The following is a 19,814-nucleotide window of genomic DNA, read 5'->3' as shown; positions in this document are numbered from 1 at the left end:
GGCTCACTCCGCGAAGCTCACGTGGATGTGGTCGAAGTGACCGCCGGTCGGGTCGGACGTGTCGTACACCCCGCCGCCGGTGTACCGGCGGCCCCAGCCGGTCCCGTCCTCGCGGACCGACGGGTCCCAGTAGCGGCCCTGCCAGATCAGGTACTTCACCTTCAACGGCTCCGCGTTTGTGGCGAACCAGCGCGCGACGCGCCAGCCCTCGTCGAGGTCGCCGTCCTTCGCGAAGCGGCCCGCCGGGCCGGTGAACAGGTCGCATGCGCGTCCCTTCGGATGGTCCGAGCGGGGATTCTGGGCGTGCTCGTCCCAGCAGCCGACGGTGTCGATGACCGGCTCGAAGACCGCGGTCGCCGCGGCGAGGCCGTGCTCGGCGGCACCGGTCAGGCAGCCGCCGGACCGGACCGGGTCGGGCCGTTCGCACCCGGTGGCACCGCCGGTCCACGCCGGTGCCGGGGCGGCCGCGGGATCGGCCGGACGCTGCTCGGGGGCCGCGCCCTCCCGGTCGTCGGCGGGAGGTGCACCGGAGTACCGGCCCACCAGGTCGTGCACGCTGTCGAGGTAGCGGCGGATCGCCGTCGAGCAGGCCTGCGAGCAGTCCGCCTCGCCGGCCGCCGGCACCCCGGACTCCGACCCGGTCACCCGGCGGCAGCCCGCGAGATGGCACACCAGCATCGCGTCCAGGACCGTGACGTCCTTCGGCGTGGTCGCCAGATAGCCGGCCGCGGCCCGCAGCGTCGCGCACAGCCACGGCACGACGACGCGCAGGTGCTCGGCCGGATCGGTCAGCGCCGGGTCCGGCCACGGCGCGCCACCGGCGGCCACCCAGGTCCGCTCGGACACCTGGAGCAGCCCGGTTGCCGTCCCGGTACGCAGGTCCGCGTCCCACCCGGACTCGGTCTGCACCTGCGCGACCACCCACGCCGGCGGCAGCTCCGGGCAGTTCTGCGTGGTCAGCTCGGTGATCAGGTCCAGCTGCGACCGGGCGGCCTCCGGCACCGCGGCCGAGTCCAGGTCGGCGGCGGGCTCGGCGGCCGTCGCGGGGGTCGTCACGGCCAGCAGGACGGCAGCCGTCGCCAGCGCCACGAGGAGTACCCGCACGGTTCACCGGCCCGATCCGGTGCGGAGGACGACGCCGCGCACCGGGCGCAGCTGCCCGCGGTGCCGGGGGACGAGCGACCGGTCGAGCCGGCCACCCGCGACCAGCGCGTCGACGATCCGGCCGAGCGCCTCGGCGTACCGGCGTACCGCGGCCGACGGCGTCTTCTGGCCGAGCACCGCGGCGGCGTCCGCCCACGGGTCGGCGGACCGCGACCACCCGGGTACCCAGGGCAGCGCGACGACGGCGGCCCAGCCCGTCCCGGCGGCGTCGGCGTCCACGCCGTCGGGTTCGGCCGAGCGCGGGTGGATCGCGAGGACCGGCCCGCCGGGCCCGGCACCGGGGCCCGGTGCGATCCGGGCCGCGGTGGCGAGCCCGGAGACCGTGTCCCGGCAGAGCAGCACGTCCGGCAGCACCCCGGAACCGGAGACGACGCCGAGATCGCGCGCGTACAGCGCCCGGGAGACGCTCGTCGTCCCGATGCCGCCGGCGAGCCCGCCGACGACCGGGATCCGGCGGATCATCGGCCCTGGCCCGCGGCGTGGGCGGCGAGATCGGCCGGGGTCGGCCGGTGACCGGGCGCGGTGTCCGGTCCGGCGTCGACGACGAGGTGGGCACCGGCGCGGACGACCGGTACCTCGATCCGGACCCAGCGCGCGGCGAGACCGCGCCAGCCGCGCGCCGACGGGGCCGGGGCGGCGGCCGGCTCACCGATCGAGTCGTCCGGTTCCGGTTCCGGGACGCCCGGCGCCCTGGTGTCCACGCGGCGGTACGGCACGACCCGCACCCGGACGTCGACGTGCACCCGGTCGCCGTCGGCCCGGACCCGGCCGGGGAGCACCAGGTCGGCTCGCTGACGCCCGGTACCGGTCCAGCCCAGCAGCCCGGCGCCCTGCGCGGACTCCAGGTGGGCTCCGATGGCGCGGGCCCGGCGTGCCGGGTCGTCCTCGTCCCAGGAGAGCAGGTCCACCGCGAACGCCCCGGCCAGCGCGGCCGCCTCGGCCGGGTCGATGCCGGGGTCCGGCGCCCCGGCCGCCGGTCCGGCCTGCGGCTCGGCCGAGGCCCAGGGCATCGCGCGTCCGGTCCCGCCCGCCCGCGGCGGCGCCGGGACGGGCCCGTCGGGCACCGCCCCGTCCGGCTGCTGCGCCGCGTGTGGCTGCTGCGCCGCGCCCGGCTGGTGGGCCGTGCCCGGCTGCCCCGCCAGGTCGGGCCGCTCGGCGGTGGCGGTGGGCGCCGGACGGACCGGCGGGTCGTCGACCGGCGTCGGGATGTCCGGGGAGGCCGGGATGTAGGTCGGCAGGATGGCGCCGCCGCGGGCGGCGGCGGTGGCCTCGGGCAGGTGCGCGGATCCGGCCGTGGCGTCGGCGGTGGTCGCCGGGTGCGGTTCCGGAGTCGCCGCCGGGGTGGCGACCGGCGCTTCCGGCGTGCGCGCCCCGTGGTCCGGTGCGACCGCCGCGGACCGTCCGGCTCCGGGGGCCGGTGCCGTCGTGACGGGGATGGCCGGGGGATCCGGTGCGCCGGCGGGCGCCGGGACCGGAGTCCGCGCCGCATCGGGAGCCCCGGGGGGTTCCGGTGCGGATCCGCCGTCGGGAGCCACAGCGGGTTCCGGTGCGGGCACGACCGTGGGGAGCGCCGAGGGCGACGGTGCGGGTGCGGCCGGTGGTGCCACGGGCGCCGCGGCCGCGGGCGTCATGGTGGTCGCGGGCGTGACGGTGGTAGCGGGCGGGACCGGGGCCCTGGTGGTCGCGGGAGGAACGGTGGTCGTGGGGGCCATGGTGGCCACGGGGGCCGGAGGCGCTGCGGGTGTCGCGGGTGTCGCGGCCGGCGTCCCGTGCTCGGTCGGGGCCCAGCCCGCCGCGGTCGCGGGCCGCGGTGCGGTGGCCGGGATCGCGGCGACCGGGGGGAAGCCGAACGGGTCGGTCACCGGCTCGGGGACGTCGGGCTCGCGTTCCGGCGGCCGGCGCGGCGTCCACACCGACGACGGCCGCGCCGCCGCGGTCGCGGGGCCGTCGGTGCCCGGCCGGTGCTCCCGCGCCGGGGCCGAGCGGCCGGATCCGCCGGTGCCCGGCCGCTCGGCGGGAGCCGGTGCGGCGACGGGCCGGTCGTGGGGACCGGGACCGCCGTGGCCGGGCGGCGTGCCGTGCGCGTCGCGCTCGGCCCGATCGAGCGGGCCGGGGCCCGCGACCGGCGGGACCGGATCGTCGAGCCAGGGGTCGGGCCCGTCGTAGGCGGGTTCGGAGGAGCGGCCGAAGAGGCGGAACGGGGACATGGCACCCACTCGCGTCATCGCCGCGGGCCGGGATCGCCGGCCGGCGGGAAACGATGCTGCGCGGACATGGTCCTCCGTCCAGGTTCGCGTACCCGTACGGGTGACGCGGACGGGGACGGTAGGAACCGGGCGGCGCGAGCGGGCGTACTCCGGCGAATGTCTTCGCGATGGTGAAGACGATCTGGCGGTGCCCGGTCAGGAGCGATACGGTGTCACGAAGGAAGTTCCCAGGTGTGCACCGGTTGGTTCGCCGCGGACTGGGCCAGGTACCGGTCCAGCATCCCGTGCAGGGCCGACATCCGGTCGGCGCCGCGTGCCTCCAGCGCGGCGACGGCATCGACCTGCCAGGAGGCGCCCGTCTGCCGGGTGACACAGCGTCGTTCCAGCACGGTCAGATAGCGATCACAGACGGCGGAGCCGACCCCCCAGCGGGCCAGGCCCTCGTGAGCAAGGGGAAGGAGCTTGCGCAGCGTCAGCTCGTCGGGCCGGATCCATCCGGTTCCCGGCCAGTACAGCGGGGCGTCCATGCCGTGCCGGGCGGCGGTCTGGAAGTTCTCCCGGGCCGCCTCGAACGAGACCGACCGCCACAGCTGCTGGTCGGACTCGACGAGGGTGCGGAGCAGCCCGTAGAAGAACAACGCGTTCGCGACCATGTCGACGGTCGTCGGGCCGGCGGGGAGCACCCGGTTCTCCAGCCGGACGTGCGGGGTCCGGCCGGTGCTGTCGTAGATCGGCCGGTTCCAGCGCCAGATGGTGCCGTTGTGCAGGGTGAGCTCCGGCAGCTCCGGGAAACCCTGTTCCCGCATCTGGGCGGCCGGGTCGATGTCGGTCGTGAGCGGCATCAGGGCGGGGAAGTAGCGGGCGTTCTCCGAGAACAGGTCCAGGACCGAGTCGATCCACCGCTCGCCGAACCACACCCGTGGGCGGACACCCTGGTTGTGCAGCTCCGGTGTGCGGACGTCGCAGGCCTGCTCGAACAGCGGGATCCGGGTCTCCGCCCAGAGCTGCGAGCCGAGCAGGAACGGCGAGTTCGCCCCCAGCCCGAGCTGCACGCCGGCGAGGCACTGCGCCGCGTTCCAGTACCGGCCGAAGTCCGCGGGCGCGACCTGCAGGTGCAGCTGCATCGAGGTGCAGGCGGCCTCGGGGATGATCGTGTCGAAGTCGGCGTTGACCCGCTCGTCCGGGTCGCTGCCGGTGATGTCGATCCGGACCGGCTCGCCGCGGGCGTTGAGCATCTGGTCGTTGAGCGCCCGGTAGCGGTCGTCCGGGGTGATCGCCTCGCCGGTCATGTGGCTCGGGTCCAGCGTCGGGAGGATCCCGATCATGGCGAACTGGGTCCGCAGGTCGCCGGCCTTCGCCCCGGCGCCGGCGAGCAGGTCGAGCAGCTCGTGCTCCAGCTGGCGCCACTGGTCGCCGGGCAGCGGGCGGGGCGGCAGGTTCAGCTCGAGGTTCCAGCGGCCGAGCTCGGTCTGCCACTCGCCGGAGCTGATCGTCTCCAGGACGTCGTTCCCGTTCAGCGACGGCGCGAGCTGCGGATCGACAAGGTTGAACTCGATCTCGACGCCGGTCATCGGATCGGTGTCGCCGAACGGGTAGGACCGCAGCAGCTCCGCCAGCGAGTCGAGGCACCGCTGCACCTTGATCCGATAGCGCTGGCGGTCGCGCCGGGTGAACGTCGTCCGGTCGACAACCTGACCCATGCGCGAACCGACCTCCATCGAACGGGGAGCGCCTCCTCACCCGGCCGGGCGAGCCGGTGGAAAGGGAGACGGCACTACACGTTGTCACATCACCGGACCGGGCGGTACCGGCTGAAAGGGCGACCAGGCGCGGCGAACGGTCAGTGACATGGGATGATCGGGCGTCGTGGCAATACTCACTACGATCGACGACGCGGCGGACCCGCGGCTCGACGACTACCGGGACCTGACGACCGCCGACCGGCGTCCCGACCGGCCCGGTGGCCGTGGCCTGGTGATCGCCGAGGGTGTCGTCGTCGTACGACGGCTGCTCGACTCACCCTATCCGGTGCGGTCGCTGCTGGGGGTCCCGCGACGCCTGGCGGAACTCTCCGACGATCTCGCCGGCCTGGACGTACCCGCCTACGCCACGGACGCCGACACGATGGCCCGTGCGGTCGGCTTCCACCTCAACCGGGGGGTGCTCGCCGTCGCCGACCGGGCGGCGGCGCCGGATCCCGCCACGCTCCTGGCCGGCGCCGGGACGGTGGCGGTCTGCGAGGGCGTCGGCGACCACGAGAACCTCGGGTCGCTGTTCCGCAACGCCGCGGCGCTCGGGATCGGCGGGATCCTGCTCGGCCCGGGCTGCTCGGACCCGCTCTACCGGCGCAGCGTCCGGGTCTCGATGGGGCACGTGCTCCGCGTGCCGTTCGCGTCCCTGCCGGGTCCGTGGCCGGGCTCGCTGGACGTGCTGCGGGCGGCCGGGTACACCGTCGTCGGCCTGACGCCGTCGGCGAGCGCCGAGCCGCTGGCCACGGCGGGCCTGGCCGGGCGGCGGGTCGCGCTGCTGGTGGGCGCGGAGGGCCCGGGGCTGACCGACGAGGCGCTCGCCGCCGCCGACCGGCTGGTGCGGATCCCGATGGCGAGCGGGGTGGACTCGCTCAACGTCGCCACCGCGGCCGCCGTGGCGTTCCACGCGGTCACCGGGGGCGGCTGAGGCCTACCGCGGGCCGGCCGCCGCGGGGAGCACGGTCATCAGGTCGGCCGCGTCGTCGACGGAGAAGCCGGGGACCGGTCCGTCCGGATCGGGGACGTGCCCCGGCCGGACGAGGCGGACCGTCCGGATGCCCGCGGCCAGCGCGCCGCCGACGTCGCGGGGTGACGCGGCGACGTGCACGAAACCCTCCCCGAGCAGGTCGCGGGCCCGCCGGTAGAGGGCCGCGTCGGGCTTGTAGGCACCGAGGCGCTGCGAGGTCAGGACCAGGCCGGGATCGACCAGACGGTGCGCCCGGGTGGTGGTCACGAGTGCGTCGTCGACGTTGGAGAGGATCCCGACCCTGGCGTGCTCGGCGACGGCGCGGATCCCGTCGGGGATGTCCGGCCACAGCGGCCATTCGGCGACGGAGCGTTGCACGCGATCGATGTCGGCCTCGGGGTCGGCCGCCAGGCCGAGGGCGGTGTAGGCGGTCGCGAGGGCGTCCCGGGACAGGGTGCGGAAGCTCGTCCAGCCGGTACGGGTGTCGACGTTCTTCTGGGCGGCCTTGTTGTGCCGGTCCCACTCGTCGTACAGCTGGTGGCCGGTCACCGGCCAGCCGCGCTCGGCGGCCATCGCGCCGAACGTGGTCGCCGCGCCGCCGCGGGCATCGGTCATGGCGCTGAACAGGTCGAACGTGACGATCACCGCTGATCCCCCCGATGTGGTGCCGGTGACCGGCACGGTCCTCAGCGCTGGCCGCGGACGCCCAGCAGGACCTCGTCCCAGGACGGCATGACCGGCTTGCCCTTCTTGGTCCGCCGGGAGGCGGCGCCGGTGCCCCGCGGGCGTGGCGGCGTCTCGGGGCCGTCGGTCGCGTCGGCGGCGACCGTGACGGCGGCCGGGTCGTCCCCGATGACGGCGGCGTCCGGCTCCGTGGCGCCGGTGGCCCCCGACGGAGCGGCGGGCTGCGTGTCGGTGGGCTCCGGCGTGCTCGCCGCGGTACCGGCCGGGGCGGACGCGGTCTGGGAAACCTCCTGCGGCGCGCCGTTGCGGGGCGCCGGGGCGTCCGGTTCCGTGTCCGTGGACGCGACCGGCGCCGCCGGTGCCGGTCCGGCCGCGACCGGGTCCGTGCCGCGGGTGTCCGTGTCGTGGCCACCCGGGGTGGCCGGGTCGGCGGACCGGGGGACGGCGGCGGCGGCGGGGACGTCGGCGGAGACGGTGCCGGTGTCGGTGTCGGTGGATCCGGCGGCATCGACGGAGCCGGTGGACGCGGTGCCGACGGAGCCGGTGGACGCGGCAGTGCCGGTCACCGGGGTGCCGGTGTCGGCCGGGGTGGATCCGGCCGTGACCGGGTCCGGCGATGCGGGTCCGGTTGCCCCGGGCTCCGCGGTGCCGGGCTCCACGGTGCCGGGCTCCGCGGTGCCGGGCTCCGCGGTGCCGGACGTCGCCGTGCCGGACGTCGCCGTGCCGGACGTCGCCGTGCCGGACGTCGCCGTGCCGGAGGTCGCTGCGCTGGAGACGGCTGTGTCGGAGGTCGCGATGTCGGAGACAGCGGTGCCGGACGTGGCGGTACCGGACGTGGCCGTGCCGGACGGGCTCGTGCCGGTGGCGGCCGATTCGGAGACGGCCGACTCGGAGGCCGGGCCCGCGGCGGCGACGGTCGCGGGCGTGACGATCCGGGTGTCCGGTGCGGCGGTCGTGCCGGGGGTGTCGGCCTCCGCGGCGACCTTCTCGTCGGCCGGGGGCGTGGTGCCGGCGTCGGCGGCCGCCGGTGCCGGACCGGGCTCGGTGCGGGTCGCGACCGGTGCCGCCGCAGCCGGCGGGCGGGCGTCGTCGGAGCGCGGGACCGCCCGGGACGGCGGCTCGATCCGGTGCCGCGACGGCGGGCTGGACCGGCGCTGCTCCGGCGCGATGCCCCGGCCGTGCCAGGCGTCGGTGGACGCGGGCGCCGCCTCGCCGGCGACGGCCCGGGCCGGCTCGGCGGGTGCGGCGGGGGGCTCGTCCTCGCGGGCCATGTCGACCACGGCGCCGAGCGGCCGCAGCGGCCGGGCGGGCAGCCCCTCGACGAGGTCGGAGGCGTGCTCGTCGAGTGCGACGACGGTGCCGCCGTGCGCCCCGGGCTGGAAGGCCCAGTGCGCCGCGTTGTCCGACCGGCCGGTCTGCCAGGTGAGGACGACGACCCACTTGCCGTCCTCGCCCTTCCACGAGTCCCAGCCGGCGGAGGCGTAGTCCTGGCCGCGGAGGCCGAAGGTGTGGGCGACGGTCTCGCCGAGGGTGCGGGAGTCGGGGCCGTCGGCCCGCTGCGGGTGCGCACCCTGGGCCAGCTCGGCGGTGCGGGACCGTTCGAGCAGGACCGGGTAGGCGAAACGCTCGATCTTCTGGGTCGGGACACCGGCCGCGGCGGCGACCTCGTCGACCGACGCGCCACCCCGGATGCGTGCCTGGATCTCCCGTGGGCGCAACTGGCTCTCCAACTCGATCGCGATCTGGCCGAGCCGCGTCACGTCGCCGCGGGCGGCGGCGCGGAGCTGTTCGTCGGCCGGCACCGTGTAGCGCTCGCGGCGCCCCGGGTCCTCGAGGACGACCGAGCCGTCCCCGGTCACCCCCACGACCCGCAACGCACGCATGGATCAGCCCTCCTGCTGCTCGTCCCCGTCCGGGTGACGGTAGATGCCCGGGGGTCCGCGCCGGGTGAGGCGCGCCGGGCGAGTCCTGCCTGGTAGTCGACGCCCACCTGCCCGAGGGATCCGGACGGCGCTCTCACGCACCGTGTGCAGCGTCTCACAAATTGTGATTCGTGTTGCAACTGGGGCGCATGGGATTTCTGTGACTACAACGGGTCGCTATCAATCACACAACGAACGGCCGACGCACAGGCGGCCGGGCCCCGCGGACGCGGGACCCGGCCGTCGGCGTGCGCGGGGTCAGGAGCCGAGCTGCTCCACGACCCAGTCGACGCTCGCGGTCAGCGCCGACACGTCGGCCGGCTCGACCGCCGGGTACATGCCGATCCGCAGCTGGTTGCGGCCGAGCTTGCGGTACGGCTCGGTGTCGACGATCCCGTTCGACCGCAGCGCGGTGGCGATCGCGGCGGCGTCGACCGCGGCGTCGAAGTCGATCGTCCCGACGACCTGGCTGCGGTGCGCGGGGTCGCGCACGAACGGCGTGGCGAACGCGCTCCGCTCGGCCCACGAGTAGAGCCGCTCGGAGGCGTCCCGGGTCCGGGCCACGGCGCCGTCGAGGCCACCGAGGCCGTTCAGCCAGTCCACCTGCTCGGCGAGCAGGAACAGGGTGGCGACCGCGGGCGTGTTGTACGTCTGGTCCTTGGCCGAGTTGGCGACCGCGGTGCCCAGCGACAGGAACGGCGGGATCCAGCGGTCGGACGCCTCCAGCTCCGCGACCCGCTCCAGCGCGCGCGGGCCCATCAGGGCGACGAACAGGCCGCCGTCGGAGGCGAAGCCCTTCTGCGGGGCGAAGTAGTAGACGTCGGACTGGGTCACGTCGAGCGGCAGGCCGCCGGCCGCGGACGTCCCGTCGATCAGCACCAGCTGGTCCTCGCGCGCGTCCGCGGGGCGCTGCACCGGCACCGCGACGCCGGTCGAGGTCTCGTTGTGCGCCCAGGCGATCGCGTCGACCGACGGGTCGCCGACCGGGACGGGTGCGCTGCCCGGCTCGGCGGCGACGACCACCGGGTCGGCGAGGAACGGGGCGCCGGTCGTGGTGTCGGCGAACTTCTGCGAGAACTCGCCGAAGGTCAGGTGCAGCGAACGCTCGCGGATCAGGCCGAACGCGGCCGCGTCCCAGAACGCGGTCGCCCCGCCGTTGCCGAGGACGACCTCGTAGCCCTCGGGCAGCGAGAACAGCTCGGACAGGCCGGCCCGCACGCGTCCCACCAGGTCCTTCACCGGCTTCTGCCGGTGTGAGGTGCCCATCAGCGAGTCGCCGGTCGCGGCGAGGGCGGAGAGCTGCTCGGTGCGCACCTTGGAGGGCCCGCAGCCGAAGCGGCCGTCGGACGGCAGGAGATCGGTGGGGATCTTCAGATCGGCTGGAGAGGTCACGGCGACCAGTGTCGCAGCACCGGGCCGAGTAGGCGGCGACGGTGGACGGGGCGCTCCCGCGACGTGTGGCGTGCGACCGCGATCGGTCATTCGGCCATGGCGACCGCTCCTCGTCGGGTAGGCCGTACGGGTTATCCGAGGAGAGGACACAAAATGACCGAGAACTACGCGGGTGCAGGGCCGGTGGACGACGCCCCGGGGCCCGGGATCGTGCCGTTCCGTGCGTTACGGGCCGGTGAGATCGTCATCGGGGCGATGCGGTTCGTCCTGGCCAACCCGGTACCGGTCCTGCTGGCGTCGCTGGTCCTGGCCCTGCCCACGGCGGTGGTGCGGGGGATCGGTGTGGCGTCCGCGTCGGTCGATCCGTTCGTCGTCGTCATGTTCGACGGTCTCGTACCGGCCCTGCTCATGCTCGCGCTCGCGCCGCCCGCGACCGCGATGGTCCTGGCCACGCTCCGCACGGCTGTGCTGGACCGGCGCCCGGTGGTGCTCGGGGAGGCGTGGGAGGCGGCCCGCCCGAGGCTCGGCGCGCTGTACGGGCTGACGCTCGCCGTGACGGGTGTCGTCGTCGTGTTCATGCTGCTGGCGGGGGGCGCGGTACTGCTCTCGGTGTCGCCCTCCTCGGCCGCCGCCGGAGCGGTCCTGACGGTGCTGGTCCTGGCGGCGTACCCGGTGATGCTGTGGATGACGGTCCGGTTCGTGCTGGCGCCGGTGGCCCTGGTGCTGGAGACCCTGCCGGTCGGGGCGGCCCTGCGGCGCTCGGTGCACCTGGTCCGTGGCTCCTGGTGGCGGTGCCTCGGGACCCTGCTCCTCGCCGGGCTCCCGGCGGCCCTGGTGCTGCTCGTCGCGTCGTTCGTGGCGACGCTCCTGAGCCAGGTCTACGGCCCGCCCGCCTTCGTGGCGATCGGGATCCCGATCCTGGCGATCGCACAGGCCGCGATCTTCGGCTTCGGCGTCGGCGTCATCGGGTTGCTGCACCGGGATCAGCACATCCGGCAGGAGGAGCGCGCGGCCGCGTTCGGCGCCGTGGCGGGGCTCGAACGCTGACGGGTGGCCGTGAGCCCGCCGTTCGGCGGGTGCACGGCGGAACCCGGCCGCCTACGGTCGGGACGACACGCCCGCCGGAGAGGGAGAGCCATGACCGACGCACCGGGCCTGGAGCGGATGCGGATCGACTACGCGAGCCGCCCGCTCGACGTCGCCGATCTCGCCCCGAGCTGGCACGACCAGCTCACCGGCTGGCTGGACGAGGCCCGGGCCGCCGGGACGGCCGAGCCGAACGCGATGGTCCTCGCCACCGCGGACCCGGACGGCGTGCCCTCCTCGCGCACCGTGCTCTGCAAGGGGATCGACGCCGCCGGGATCGTCTTCTACACCAACTACACCTCGTCCAAGAGCCACGACCTGAACCGGACGCGGGTCGCGTCGGCCACCTTCCCCTGGTACGACCTGCAGCGTCAGGTCCAGATCGCCGGCCGGGTCGAGCGGTGCTCCGACGCCCAGTCCGACGCCTACTGGGCGCTGCGCCCGCGCGGGTCGCAGCTGGGGGCGTGGGCGTCGGCGCAGTCGACCGTCGTCGCCGGGCGGAACGTGCTGGACCAGGCGCTGGCCGGGGTGACCGCACGGTTCGAGGGGAACGAGGCGATCCCGCGGCCACCGCACTGGGGCGGCTGGCGGATCCTGCCGTGGCAGGTCGAGTTCTGGCAGGGCCGGGAGGACCGGATGCACGACCGGCTCCGCTTCGACATCGGCCGCGACGACAGCTGGTCGGTCCGGCGGCTCGCGCCGTAGCCCGCGCGTCTCGTCACCGGCGTCTCGTCACCGGCGCGGCGTCGCCGGCACCGGGGCCGCGCGCCTTCCTGCCCGCGCAACCCGGCCCGGCACCCGCGTACTCGCCCGGCGTGCCGCGCCCCGTGCTAAAGGAGCGGCGCGCCGGACCGGGGCGCGCCACGGGCGGTCGGGTGCGCCGGGCGCGGTGTCGGGGGGCGGGTGTAGACCTGGTCTCGTGAGCAGGCGCAACGACCCGGGCGAGGGCCCCACCGAGCCCGTACCGGGCCCGGACCGTGACTCGCCGACCCGGCCGGTCCCGGGCGAGCCCACCGGCCCGGTCCTGAACGAGTCCTCCGCCGACGCCGCGACCGCGCGCACGGCGCGGACGACCCGGTCCCGGACGACCCGGTCCCGGACCGTCGGGATGCGCGTCACCGGCGCGCTGCGGTCGGCGTTCGCCGACACCACGCCGCTGCGCACCCCGGCCTACCGCCGGTTGTGGACGGCCGGGATCGTGACCGTCATCGGGGCGCAGCTGTCCGTCGTCGCCGTCCCGATCCAGATCTACGAGCTGACCGGCTCCTCGGTCTACGTCGGGCTGACCGGGCTGTTCGGGCTGGTCCCGCTGGTGGTGTTCGGCCTGTGGGGCGGCGCGATCGCCGACGCCGTCGACCGGCGGGTGATGCTGCTGTTCACCGGCTCGGGGATCGCGCTGACGTCGCTGGCACTGTGGGTGGTGTCGGCGACCGGGCTCGGGAACGTCTGGTTCGTGCTGTCGCTGTTCGCGGTGCAGTCCGGGATGCTGGCGATGAACCAGCCGACGCGCAGCGCCGTCATCCCCCGGCTGCTCCCCGCCGAGCAGCTCCCGGCGGCCAACGCGCTGAACATGACGGTGGTCCAGGTCGGCGCGGTGCTCGGGCCGCTGCTCGCCGGGGTGCTGATCCCGTTCATCGGTCTGTCCACGCTCTACCTGCTCGATGCTGTCGCGCTGCTCGCCACGCTGTGGGCGACCTGGCGGCTCCCGCCGCTGCCGAGCTCGGCCCGGTCCGCCGACGGCGGGCGCCCGAAGGCCGGGTTCCGCGCGGTGGTCGACGGCTTCCGCTACGTCGGCATGCACCGGATCCTGCTGGTCTCGTTCCTGATCGACGTCATCGCGATGGGCTTCGGCATGCCCCGCGTCGTCTTCCCCGAGATGGCGGCGACCACGTTCGGCGGCTCGGCCGAGGGCGGGATCCAGCAGGGCCTGCTGTTCGCCGCGATCCCGCTGGGCATGGTCGCCGGTGGGATCCTGTCCGGCTGGCTGCAACGGGTGCAGCAGCAGGGCGTGGCCGTGGTCGTGGCGGTGTGCGTGTGGGGCGGCGGGATCATCGTGTTCGGCCTCACCGGGTCGCTGTTCCTCGCGGTGCTGGCCCTGGCCGTCGCCGGTGCCGGTGACCTCATCAGCTCGGTCTACCGGGCGTCGATCCTGCAGACCGTCGCCACCGACGAGATGCGCGGCCGGATGCAGGGCGTGTTCATCGTGGTCGTCGCCGGCGGGCCGCGGCTGGCGGACCTGTGGCACGGACCGGCGGCCGCCGGGATCGGTCCGGGGCTCACCGCGACCCTCGGCGGCGTCGCCGTGATTGTCGGCACACTCGCGTGTGTCGCGCGGTTCCCCGAGTTCCTCCGATACCGGGCACCGGTGACGAAGGAACCGCCGGGGTGACTCTCGTCGCCGCGTTCTGCGGATCCCGTTCGGCGGACTAGTGCCGCGTCCGGGAACGTTGGGGACGTAATCGTGTCGGCTTGATCCGTCCCGGTCTGGCGCAGGAGGCTGTGCGCCGGAGGTGATGGCCGTGGCGCGACAGCCGGAGGTGTTCGTCCGGGGACTGACCCCGGACGAGGCCCAGCGATTGGTCAGGATCACGCGCACGGCGCGGGACCGGGTCCGGTTGCGGCGGGCGGGGATCGTGCTGGCCTCGGTGCAGGGCCGGACCGCGACCGAGGCCGCGATGATGTTCGCGGCGAAGCCGCAGTACGCGCGGGAGGTGATCCACGCGTTCAACCAGCAGGGCTTCGCCGCTTTGGACCCAAAATGGAGCGGGGGCCGACCCCGTAGGTTCGGTCCCCACGTCCGTGAGCTGATCTGCCGGGTCGCTCGCACCCCGCCCCAGCAGGTCGGGTTGCCGTTCACCACCTGGAGCCTGGCCAAGCTGGTCGAACACCTCGCCGCCGCACACCGGGTCGTGATCAGCGTCGAGACCGTCCGCCAGGTCCTGCGTGACGCCGGGGTCCGCTGGCAGGCCACGAAGACCTGGAAGGCCAGCCGGGACCCGCGGTTCGTGGAGAAGATGAACCGGATCCTCGACCTCTACGACCGCGCCGCCGACGGTCGCCTCGAACCGGGTGCGCGGGTGATCTGTGTCGATGAGTTCGGGCCGCTGAACCTGCTGCCCCGCCCCGGTCGGGGCTGGTTCCCGATCCGGCGCCCGGCCCGGCTACGGGCCACCTATAGCCGTCACAGCGGGGTCCGGCACATGTTCGCCGGTCTGGACCTGGCCTCCGGGCAGCTGTTCTACCGGCTCCGTGACCGCAAACGCGGCCGCGAGTTCCTCGACTTCCTCCGCCAGCTGCGCCGCCGTTTCCCCACCGGCGGTCTGCACGTGGTCTGCGACAACTTCTCCCCGCACCTGCGCACCGATGTCGCGCACTGGTGCCACGACCACGACGTCGAGCTGGTGCTCACCCCCACGAACGCGTCCTGGCTGAACTGGATCGAGTCGGAGTTCACCGCGCTGCGCTACTTCACCCTCGACGGCAGCGACTACCCCTCCCACACCGCCCAGGAAGCCGCGATCGCCGGCTACATCCGCTGGGCCAACCGCCACGCCCGACCCAAGAAACACTTCGCGCCCGAGTCCAAGATCCGCAGGCCGGATTACCTACCCAACATTGCCTGACGAGGCACTAGCGTGTGCCGCAGACCCGATATAGATCCCACAGCTGTGAGAGGGAACCTCCACATGTCCGACGAGACCACCGCCACAGCCGACTCCGCCGTACTGAAGTACTCCGGCGGGGAGCACGAGATGGCGGTGCACACCCCGACGGAGGGGTCGCAGGCAGTCGACGTCAGCAAGCTGCTCGGGAAGACCGGCCTGGTCACCTTCGATCCCGGCTTCACCAGCACCGCCGCCTGCTCGTCCGCGATCACCTACATCGACGGCGACGCCGGAATCCTGCGCTACCGCGGGTACCCCATCGACCAGCTGGCCCAGAACTCGTCGTTCCTGGAGGTCAGCTACCTGCTCATCTACGGTGAGCTCCCCACCCAGAGCCAGCTGGACGCGTTCACCAACGACATCAGCCGGCACACCCTGCTGCACGAGGACCTCAAGGGGTTCTTCGACGGCTTCCCGCGCGACGCGCACCCGATGCCGGTGCTGTCGTCCGCGGTCAGCGCCCTGTCGACCTTCTATCAGGACGCGCTGGACCCGTTCGACTCCAAGGCCGTCGAGCTGTCCACCACCCGGCTCATGGCGAAGGTCTTCACGATCGCCGCCTACGCCTACAAGAAGTCGGTCGGCCAGCCGTTCCTGTACCCGGACAACTCGCTGGGCCTGGTCGAGAACTTCCTCCGGATGACGTTCGGGTTCCCGGCCGAGCCCTACGAGGTCGACCCCGATGTCGCCCGGGCCCTGGACACCCTGCTGATCCTGCACGCCGACCACGAGCAGAACTGCTCGACGTCGACCGTGCGGCTCGTCGGCTCCAGCCAGGCGAACCTGTTCGCGTCCATCTCGGCCGGGGTGAACGCCCTCTTCGGCCCGCTGCACGGCGGCGCCAACCAGGCCGTGCTGGAGATGCTGACCCGCATCAAGGACGTCGAGGACGGCAACGTCGACGCGTTCGTCGAGCGGGTCAAGAACAAGGAGCAGGGCGCGAAGCTGATGGGCTTCGGGCACCGGGTCTACAAGAACTACGACCCGCGCGCGAAGATCGTCAAGGAGCAGGCCGAGACGATCCTGAACAAGCTCGGCGTCAGCGACCCGCTGCTCGACATCGCCATGAAGCTCGAGGAGAAGGCGCTCGCCGACGACTACTTCGTCGAGCGCAAGCTCTACCCGAACGTCGACTTCTACACCGGCGTCATCTACCGGGCGATGGGCTTCCCGGTGAAGATGTTCACCGTGCTGTTCGCGCTCGGCCGGCTCCCCGGGTGGATCGCCCACTGGCGGGAGATGATGGACGACCCGCAGAACAAGATCGGCCGTCCGCGCCAGCTCTACACCGGGTCGGCGGAGCGCCCGTACGTGCCGCTCGTCCAGCGCTGACGCTTTCTCGTCGCGTTCGTCGTTGCACTCATGGAGCTTCAGCCTCGTGTCACCGGGCTGAAGCTCCATGAGTGACTCCGGGGCGGGGCGGGGCGCACCGGGTCGGCGGGCGGGCGGGGCGGTGTCCCGCTAGCGTCGATCGGCATGTCGTCCAGTACCGCCGTCGTCTGGTTCCGGCGTGACCTCCGGGTCGCCGACCAACCGATCTTCCTCGCCGCCGCCGATGCCGCGGACCGAGCGCTCGCGCTGTTCGTGCTGGACCCGACGCTGCTCGGGCCGGCCGGGGCGGCGCGCACGAACTTCCTCTACGGCTGCCTGCGGGAACTGGACTCCGCGCTCGGCGGGAGACTGCTCGTGGTGAAGGGCGACCCGGCCGACGTCGTCCCGCGGGTGGCGGCGGCCGTCGGGGCCGGGACGGTGCACATCGCCGCGGACTTCGGTCCCTACGGGAGCGAACGCGACGGCAGGGTCGAGCAGGCGCTCGCCGAGGGCGACGTCGAGCTCGTCCGCACCGGGTCCCCGTACGCCGTCGCACCCGGCCGGGTCACCAAGGGCGACGGTGACCCCTTCAAGGTGTTCACCCCGTTCAGCCGGGCCTGGACCGACCACGGCTGGCGGTCCCCGGCCGAGACCTCGGCGTCGACCTGTACCTGGATGGATCCGTCCGGCAAGGACGGCGGGCCGCGCGCGGTCCAGGTGCCGCACGACGAGTCCTGCGAGTCCGACCTGCCCGAACCCGGCGAGCAGGCCGGTCTGGACCGCTGGGACGACTTCCTCGACGAGGGCGTCATGGACTACGACTCCGACCGCGACCTGCCGGCGAAGCGCGGGACGTCCGGGATGTCGCCCTACCTCAAGTACGGCTGCGTGCACCCGCGCACGATGCTCGCCGACCTCGCGAAGCACCGCGGCGACTCGGTCAAGGCGTACCGCACCGAGATCGCCTGGCGGGAGTTCTACGCCGACGTGCTGCACCGCCGCCCGGACTCGGCGCGGGGCAACTACGACCGGTCCTTCGACCACCTGCCGCTGCGCACCGACGAGAGCGCCCGGGCCGACTTCGAGCGCTGGCAGAAGGGCCGGACCGGGTTCCCGATCGTCGACGCCGGGATGCGCCAGCTCCGGGCCCAGGCGTGGATGCACAACCGGGTGCGGATGGTCGTCGCGTCGTTCCTGGTGAAGGACCTGCACCTGCCGTGGTGGTGGGGCGCCCGGCACTTCATGCAGCTGCTGGTCGACGGCGATCTCGCCTCGAACCAGCACGGCTGGCAGTGGACCGCCGGGTCCGGGACCGACGCGTCGCCGTACTTCCGGGTCTTCAACCCGATCACCCAGGGGGAGCGGTTCGACCCCGACGGGGACTACGTGCGCCGGTGGGTCCCGGAGCTGGCCGAGGTGTCCGGGAAGGCCGTGCACCAGCCCTGGAAGCTCGCCGACGGCATCCCGGAGGGCTACCCGGAGCCGATGGTCGAGCACAAGGCCGAGCGGCAGGAGGCGCTGGCCCGCTACGACGCCGTCAAGGCCGCCCGGTAGCCCGCACGGCGTCCCGCCACCCGACCCGGGCGCCGGTCCGCAGCACCGAGTTGCGGTAGATCCGCGCGGCCAGCCGCACCGTCCCGGCCAGCGCGAGGAGCGCCAGCGCGAACGCCAGCAGCGGTTCCCACCAGGCGGTCACGCCCAGCGCGGTGCGCGCGGGCATGATCGTCTGGGAGAGGAACGGCACGAACGACAGCACGGTCACCACCGGGTTGCGCGGATCGGCCGGGAGCACCGCGACGCTCAGCACGAACGGCACGAGCAGCAGCACGGCGACCGGGGCGGTGACCGACTGCAGCTCCTCCTGCCGCGACACCAGCGCTCCGGCCGCCGCGTACAGCGAGGCGAACAGGAAGAAGCCGACCAGGTACCAGAACGCCGCCGCCAGCACCGGGCCCGGGAGCAGGCCCGGGTCGGCGAGCAGCCCGGTGGCCAGCGCCGCGCCCGTCCCGATGCCGCCGAGGATCAGCAGCTGCAACAGCCCGACCAGCCCCAGGCCGATGACCTTCCCGGCGAGCAGCTGCCGGGCCGGGATCGCCGACAGCAGCAGCTCGACGACCCGCCCCGCCTTCTCCTCGACCACCCCCTGGGCGACGGCGGCGCCGTAGGCGGTGACGGAGAAGAACAGCAGCGCGGACAGGGCGAGGGCGGTCACGACCCGCTGGCCCTGCTCGCTGTCGGCCGGTTCGAGCGTGCGGATCCCCACGCCGGACAGGGTGCCGACCTGCTCCGGATCGGCGCCCGCGGCGAGCAGGGCGGTCCGGACCGCCTGCTGCTCGACGACGTCGGAGACCAGCTCGCGCACCCCGATCCCGACGTCGGTGAGCCCGGCGAGCCGGTAGCTGCCGGGCCCGCCGCTGAGCATCGCGTCCGCCTCGCCGGAACGGACCATCGACTCGGCGGTGCTCTCGTTGCCGGCCTCGGTGAGCGTCAGCACCATGCCGCGCCGGTCGGCCGTCGCCTGCAGTTCGGGCCGCAGGTCGCGGGCGGCGCCGTCGAGCACCAGCGCGGACGACGCCGTCTGGGTCCCGGCGAACGCGAACACCGCGCCGTACCCGCCGAAGACCAGCAGCATCAGCAGCAGCCCGATGACGAACGTCCGCGACCGCACCTGGGTGCTGATCTCGCGGCGCGCGACGAGCGCGACCGTGCCCACGGCGGTGCCGGTCACGACGGCACCACGGCGGACCCGGTCCCCGACCGGTCGGCGACGGCGTCGCGGTACAGCTCGGTCAGCGGCGGGAGGTGCCGCCCGAACGCGTGCACCGGCCCGGCGGCCAGCGCGGCGCCGAGCAGCTGCTGGTCGTCGGTGCCGGGGCCGAGCTCGACCCGGGTGCGGTCGCCGTCGGTCCCGACCACCCGGACCCCGTCCAGCCCGTCGGCCCAGCCGGGCGGGGGACCGGTGACGTCGTACCGGGTCCGTTCCCCGGCCCGCAGCTCACCGACCGTGCCGACGGCCACCATCCGCCCGGCCGAGATGATCCCGACCCGGTCGCAGAGCCGTTCGACCAGTTCGAGCTGGTGCGAGGAGAAGATCACCGGGGTCCCGGCCGCGGCCTGCTCGCGCAGCACCCCGGCGAGTGTGTCGACGGCCGTCGGATCCAGCCCGGAGAACGGCTCGTCGAGGACCAGCACGTCCGGGTCGTGGACCAGCGCCGCGCACAGCTGCACCCGTTGCTGGTTGCCGAGCGAGAGTTTCTGGACCTCGTCGTCGCGGCGTTCGCCGAGCCCGACCCGCTCGGTCCAGCGCTCCGCGGCGGCGACGGCGGCCGAGCGGCGGAGCCCGCGCAGCCTGGCCAGGTAGACGAGCTGCTCGGTGACCCGCATCCGCGGGTACAGCCCGCGTTCCTCGGGCAGGTAGCCGATCCGGCGGCGGAGCGCGGGATCGAGCGGTGCGCCGTGCCAGGAGATCGTGCCGGCGTCGGGTTCGAGGACGCCGAGGACGATCCGCATCGTGGTCGTCTTCCCGGCCCCGTTGCCCCCGACGAAGCCGAACACCTCGCCCGGCCGGACCTCGAACGTCACCCCGTCCAGGGCCGTCGCGGTACCGAACCGCTTGGCCAGCCCGTCGATCGCCAGCACCCGGGCGACGCTACACGCAAAGCCCTGTC

General features: G+C 74.2%; 16 protein-coding genes. 7 read left to right on the top strand and 9 right to left on the bottom strand.

The window, feature by feature from the left end:
• Positions 1 to 3: 3 nt before the first annotated feature.
• The 4 genes from AFB00_RS08020 to AFB00_RS08005 form a co-directional block, all read right to left on the bottom strand.
• Positions 4 to 1,104, bottom strand: coding sequence for a hypothetical protein (locus AFB00_RS08020; protein ID WP_156819436.1), 1,101 nt, complete (start codon positions 1,102 to 1,104; stop codon positions 4 to 6).
• A 3-nt stretch (positions 1,105 to 1,107) separates the two neighbouring features.
• Entirely contained in the window at positions 1,108 to 1,626 is a 519-nt protein-coding gene (locus AFB00_RS08015) for a hypothetical protein (protein ID WP_068796708.1), read from the bottom strand.
• Positions 1,623 to 3,371 carry a hypothetical protein gene (locus tag AFB00_RS35580; RefSeq protein ID WP_068796707.1) on the bottom strand — a complete coding sequence of 583 codons (1,749 nt, stop codon included), beginning with the start codon at positions 3,369 to 3,371 and terminating at the stop codon, positions 1,623 to 1,625. The genes AFB00_RS08015 and AFB00_RS35580 overlap by 4 nt, the downstream gene beginning before the upstream one ends.
• Before the next feature lie 212 nt (positions 3,372 to 3,583).
• A complete protein-coding gene (locus AFB00_RS08005) occupies positions 3,584 to 5,071 on the bottom strand; it encodes a glutamate--cysteine ligase (RefSeq protein ID WP_068800109.1) in 1,488 nt (495 codons plus the stop codon).
• 166 nt (positions 5,072 to 5,237) lie between these two features.
• Between AFB00_RS08005 and AFB00_RS08000 the strand changes: the two genes are divergently transcribed.
• Positions 5,238 to 6,047, top strand: a complete 810-nt coding sequence (locus AFB00_RS08000; RefSeq protein WP_068796706.1) for a TrmH family RNA methyltransferase — start codon at positions 5,238 to 5,240, stop codon at positions 6,045 to 6,047.
• Between the two features lie 3 nt (positions 6,048 to 6,050).
• On the opposite strand, the gene AFB00_RS07995 is transcribed toward AFB00_RS08000, so the two are convergent.
• The 3 genes from AFB00_RS07995 to serC all read right to left on the bottom strand — a co-directional run bounded on the left by AFB00_RS07995 (position 6,051) and on the right by serC (position 10,084).
• Positions 6,051 to 6,731 (bottom strand): HAD family hydrolase, encoded by a 681-nt coding sequence (locus tag AFB00_RS07995; protein ID WP_083275359.1) that lies wholly within the window; start codon positions 6,729 to 6,731, stop codon positions 6,051 to 6,053.
• A 41-nt stretch (positions 6,732 to 6,772) separates the two neighbouring features.
• Entirely contained in the window at positions 6,773 to 8,653 is a 1,881-nt protein-coding gene (gene sepH, locus AFB00_RS35405) for a septation protein SepH (protein WP_083275358.1), read from the bottom strand.
• A gap of 297 nt (positions 8,654 to 8,950) precedes the next feature.
• Entirely contained in the window at positions 8,951 to 10,084 is a 1,134-nt protein-coding gene (serC, locus tag AFB00_RS07985; protein ID WP_068796705.1) for a phosphoserine transaminase, read from the bottom strand.
• A 153-nt stretch (positions 10,085 to 10,237) separates the two neighbouring features.
• On the opposite strand from serC, the gene AFB00_RS07980 reads away from it, so the two are divergent.
• The 6 genes from AFB00_RS07980 to AFB00_RS07955 all read left to right on the top strand — a co-directional run bounded on the left by AFB00_RS07980 (position 10,238) and on the right by AFB00_RS07955 (position 17,700).
• On the top strand, positions 10,238 to 11,131 hold the full coding sequence (locus AFB00_RS07980) for a hypothetical protein (RefSeq protein WP_068796704.1): 894 nt from the start codon (positions 10,238 to 10,240) through the stop codon (positions 11,129 to 11,131).
• A gap of 90 nt (positions 11,132 to 11,221) precedes the next feature.
• Positions 11,222 to 11,875, top strand: a complete 654-nt coding sequence (gene pdxH, locus AFB00_RS07975) for a pyridoxamine 5'-phosphate oxidase (protein WP_068796703.1) — start codon at positions 11,222 to 11,224, stop codon at positions 11,873 to 11,875.
• 403 nt (positions 11,876 to 12,278) lie between these two features.
• Positions 12,279 to 13,559 (top strand): MFS transporter, encoded by a 1,281-nt coding sequence (locus AFB00_RS07970; protein WP_197519900.1) that lies wholly within the window; start codon positions 12,279 to 12,281, stop codon positions 13,557 to 13,559.
• Between the two features lie 130 nt (positions 13,560 to 13,689).
• Positions 13,690 to 14,793 (top strand): IS630 family transposase, encoded by a 1,104-nt coding sequence (locus AFB00_RS07965; protein ID WP_083275968.1) that lies wholly within the window; start codon positions 13,690 to 13,692, stop codon positions 14,791 to 14,793.
• Between the two features lie 63 nt (positions 14,794 to 14,856).
• Entirely contained in the window at positions 14,857 to 16,167 is a 1,311-nt protein-coding gene (locus tag AFB00_RS07960; protein ID WP_068796702.1) for a citrate synthase, read from the top strand.
• Between the two features lie 144 nt (positions 16,168 to 16,311).
• Positions 16,312 to 17,700, top strand: a complete 1,389-nt coding sequence (locus AFB00_RS07955) for a cryptochrome/photolyase family protein (RefSeq protein ID WP_068796701.1) — start codon at positions 16,312 to 16,314, stop codon at positions 17,698 to 17,700.
• Here AFB00_RS07955 and AFB00_RS07950 read toward each other — a convergent pair.
• Entirely contained in the window at positions 17,684 to 18,874 is a 1,191-nt protein-coding gene (locus tag AFB00_RS07950; RefSeq protein ID WP_068796700.1) for an ABC transporter permease, read from the bottom strand. The genes AFB00_RS07955 and AFB00_RS07950 overlap by 17 nt on opposite strands.
• Positions 18,871 to 19,785 carry an ABC transporter ATP-binding protein gene (locus tag AFB00_RS07945; RefSeq protein WP_068796699.1) on the bottom strand — a complete coding sequence of 305 codons (915 nt, stop codon included), beginning with the start codon at positions 19,783 to 19,785 and terminating at the stop codon, positions 18,871 to 18,873. The genes AFB00_RS07950 and AFB00_RS07945 overlap by 4 nt, the downstream gene beginning before the upstream one ends.
• Positions 19,786 to 19,814 lie beyond the last annotated feature (29 nt).

Origin of the sequence: Pseudonocardia sp. HH130630-07 (genome assembly GCF_001698125.1) — a bacterium.
GTDB lineage: Bacteria > Actinomycetota > Actinomycetes > Mycobacteriales > Pseudonocardiaceae > Pseudonocardia.
Note: the sequence above shows the minus strand (reverse complement) of the source record. Positions and strands in the feature narration are given on the sequence as shown.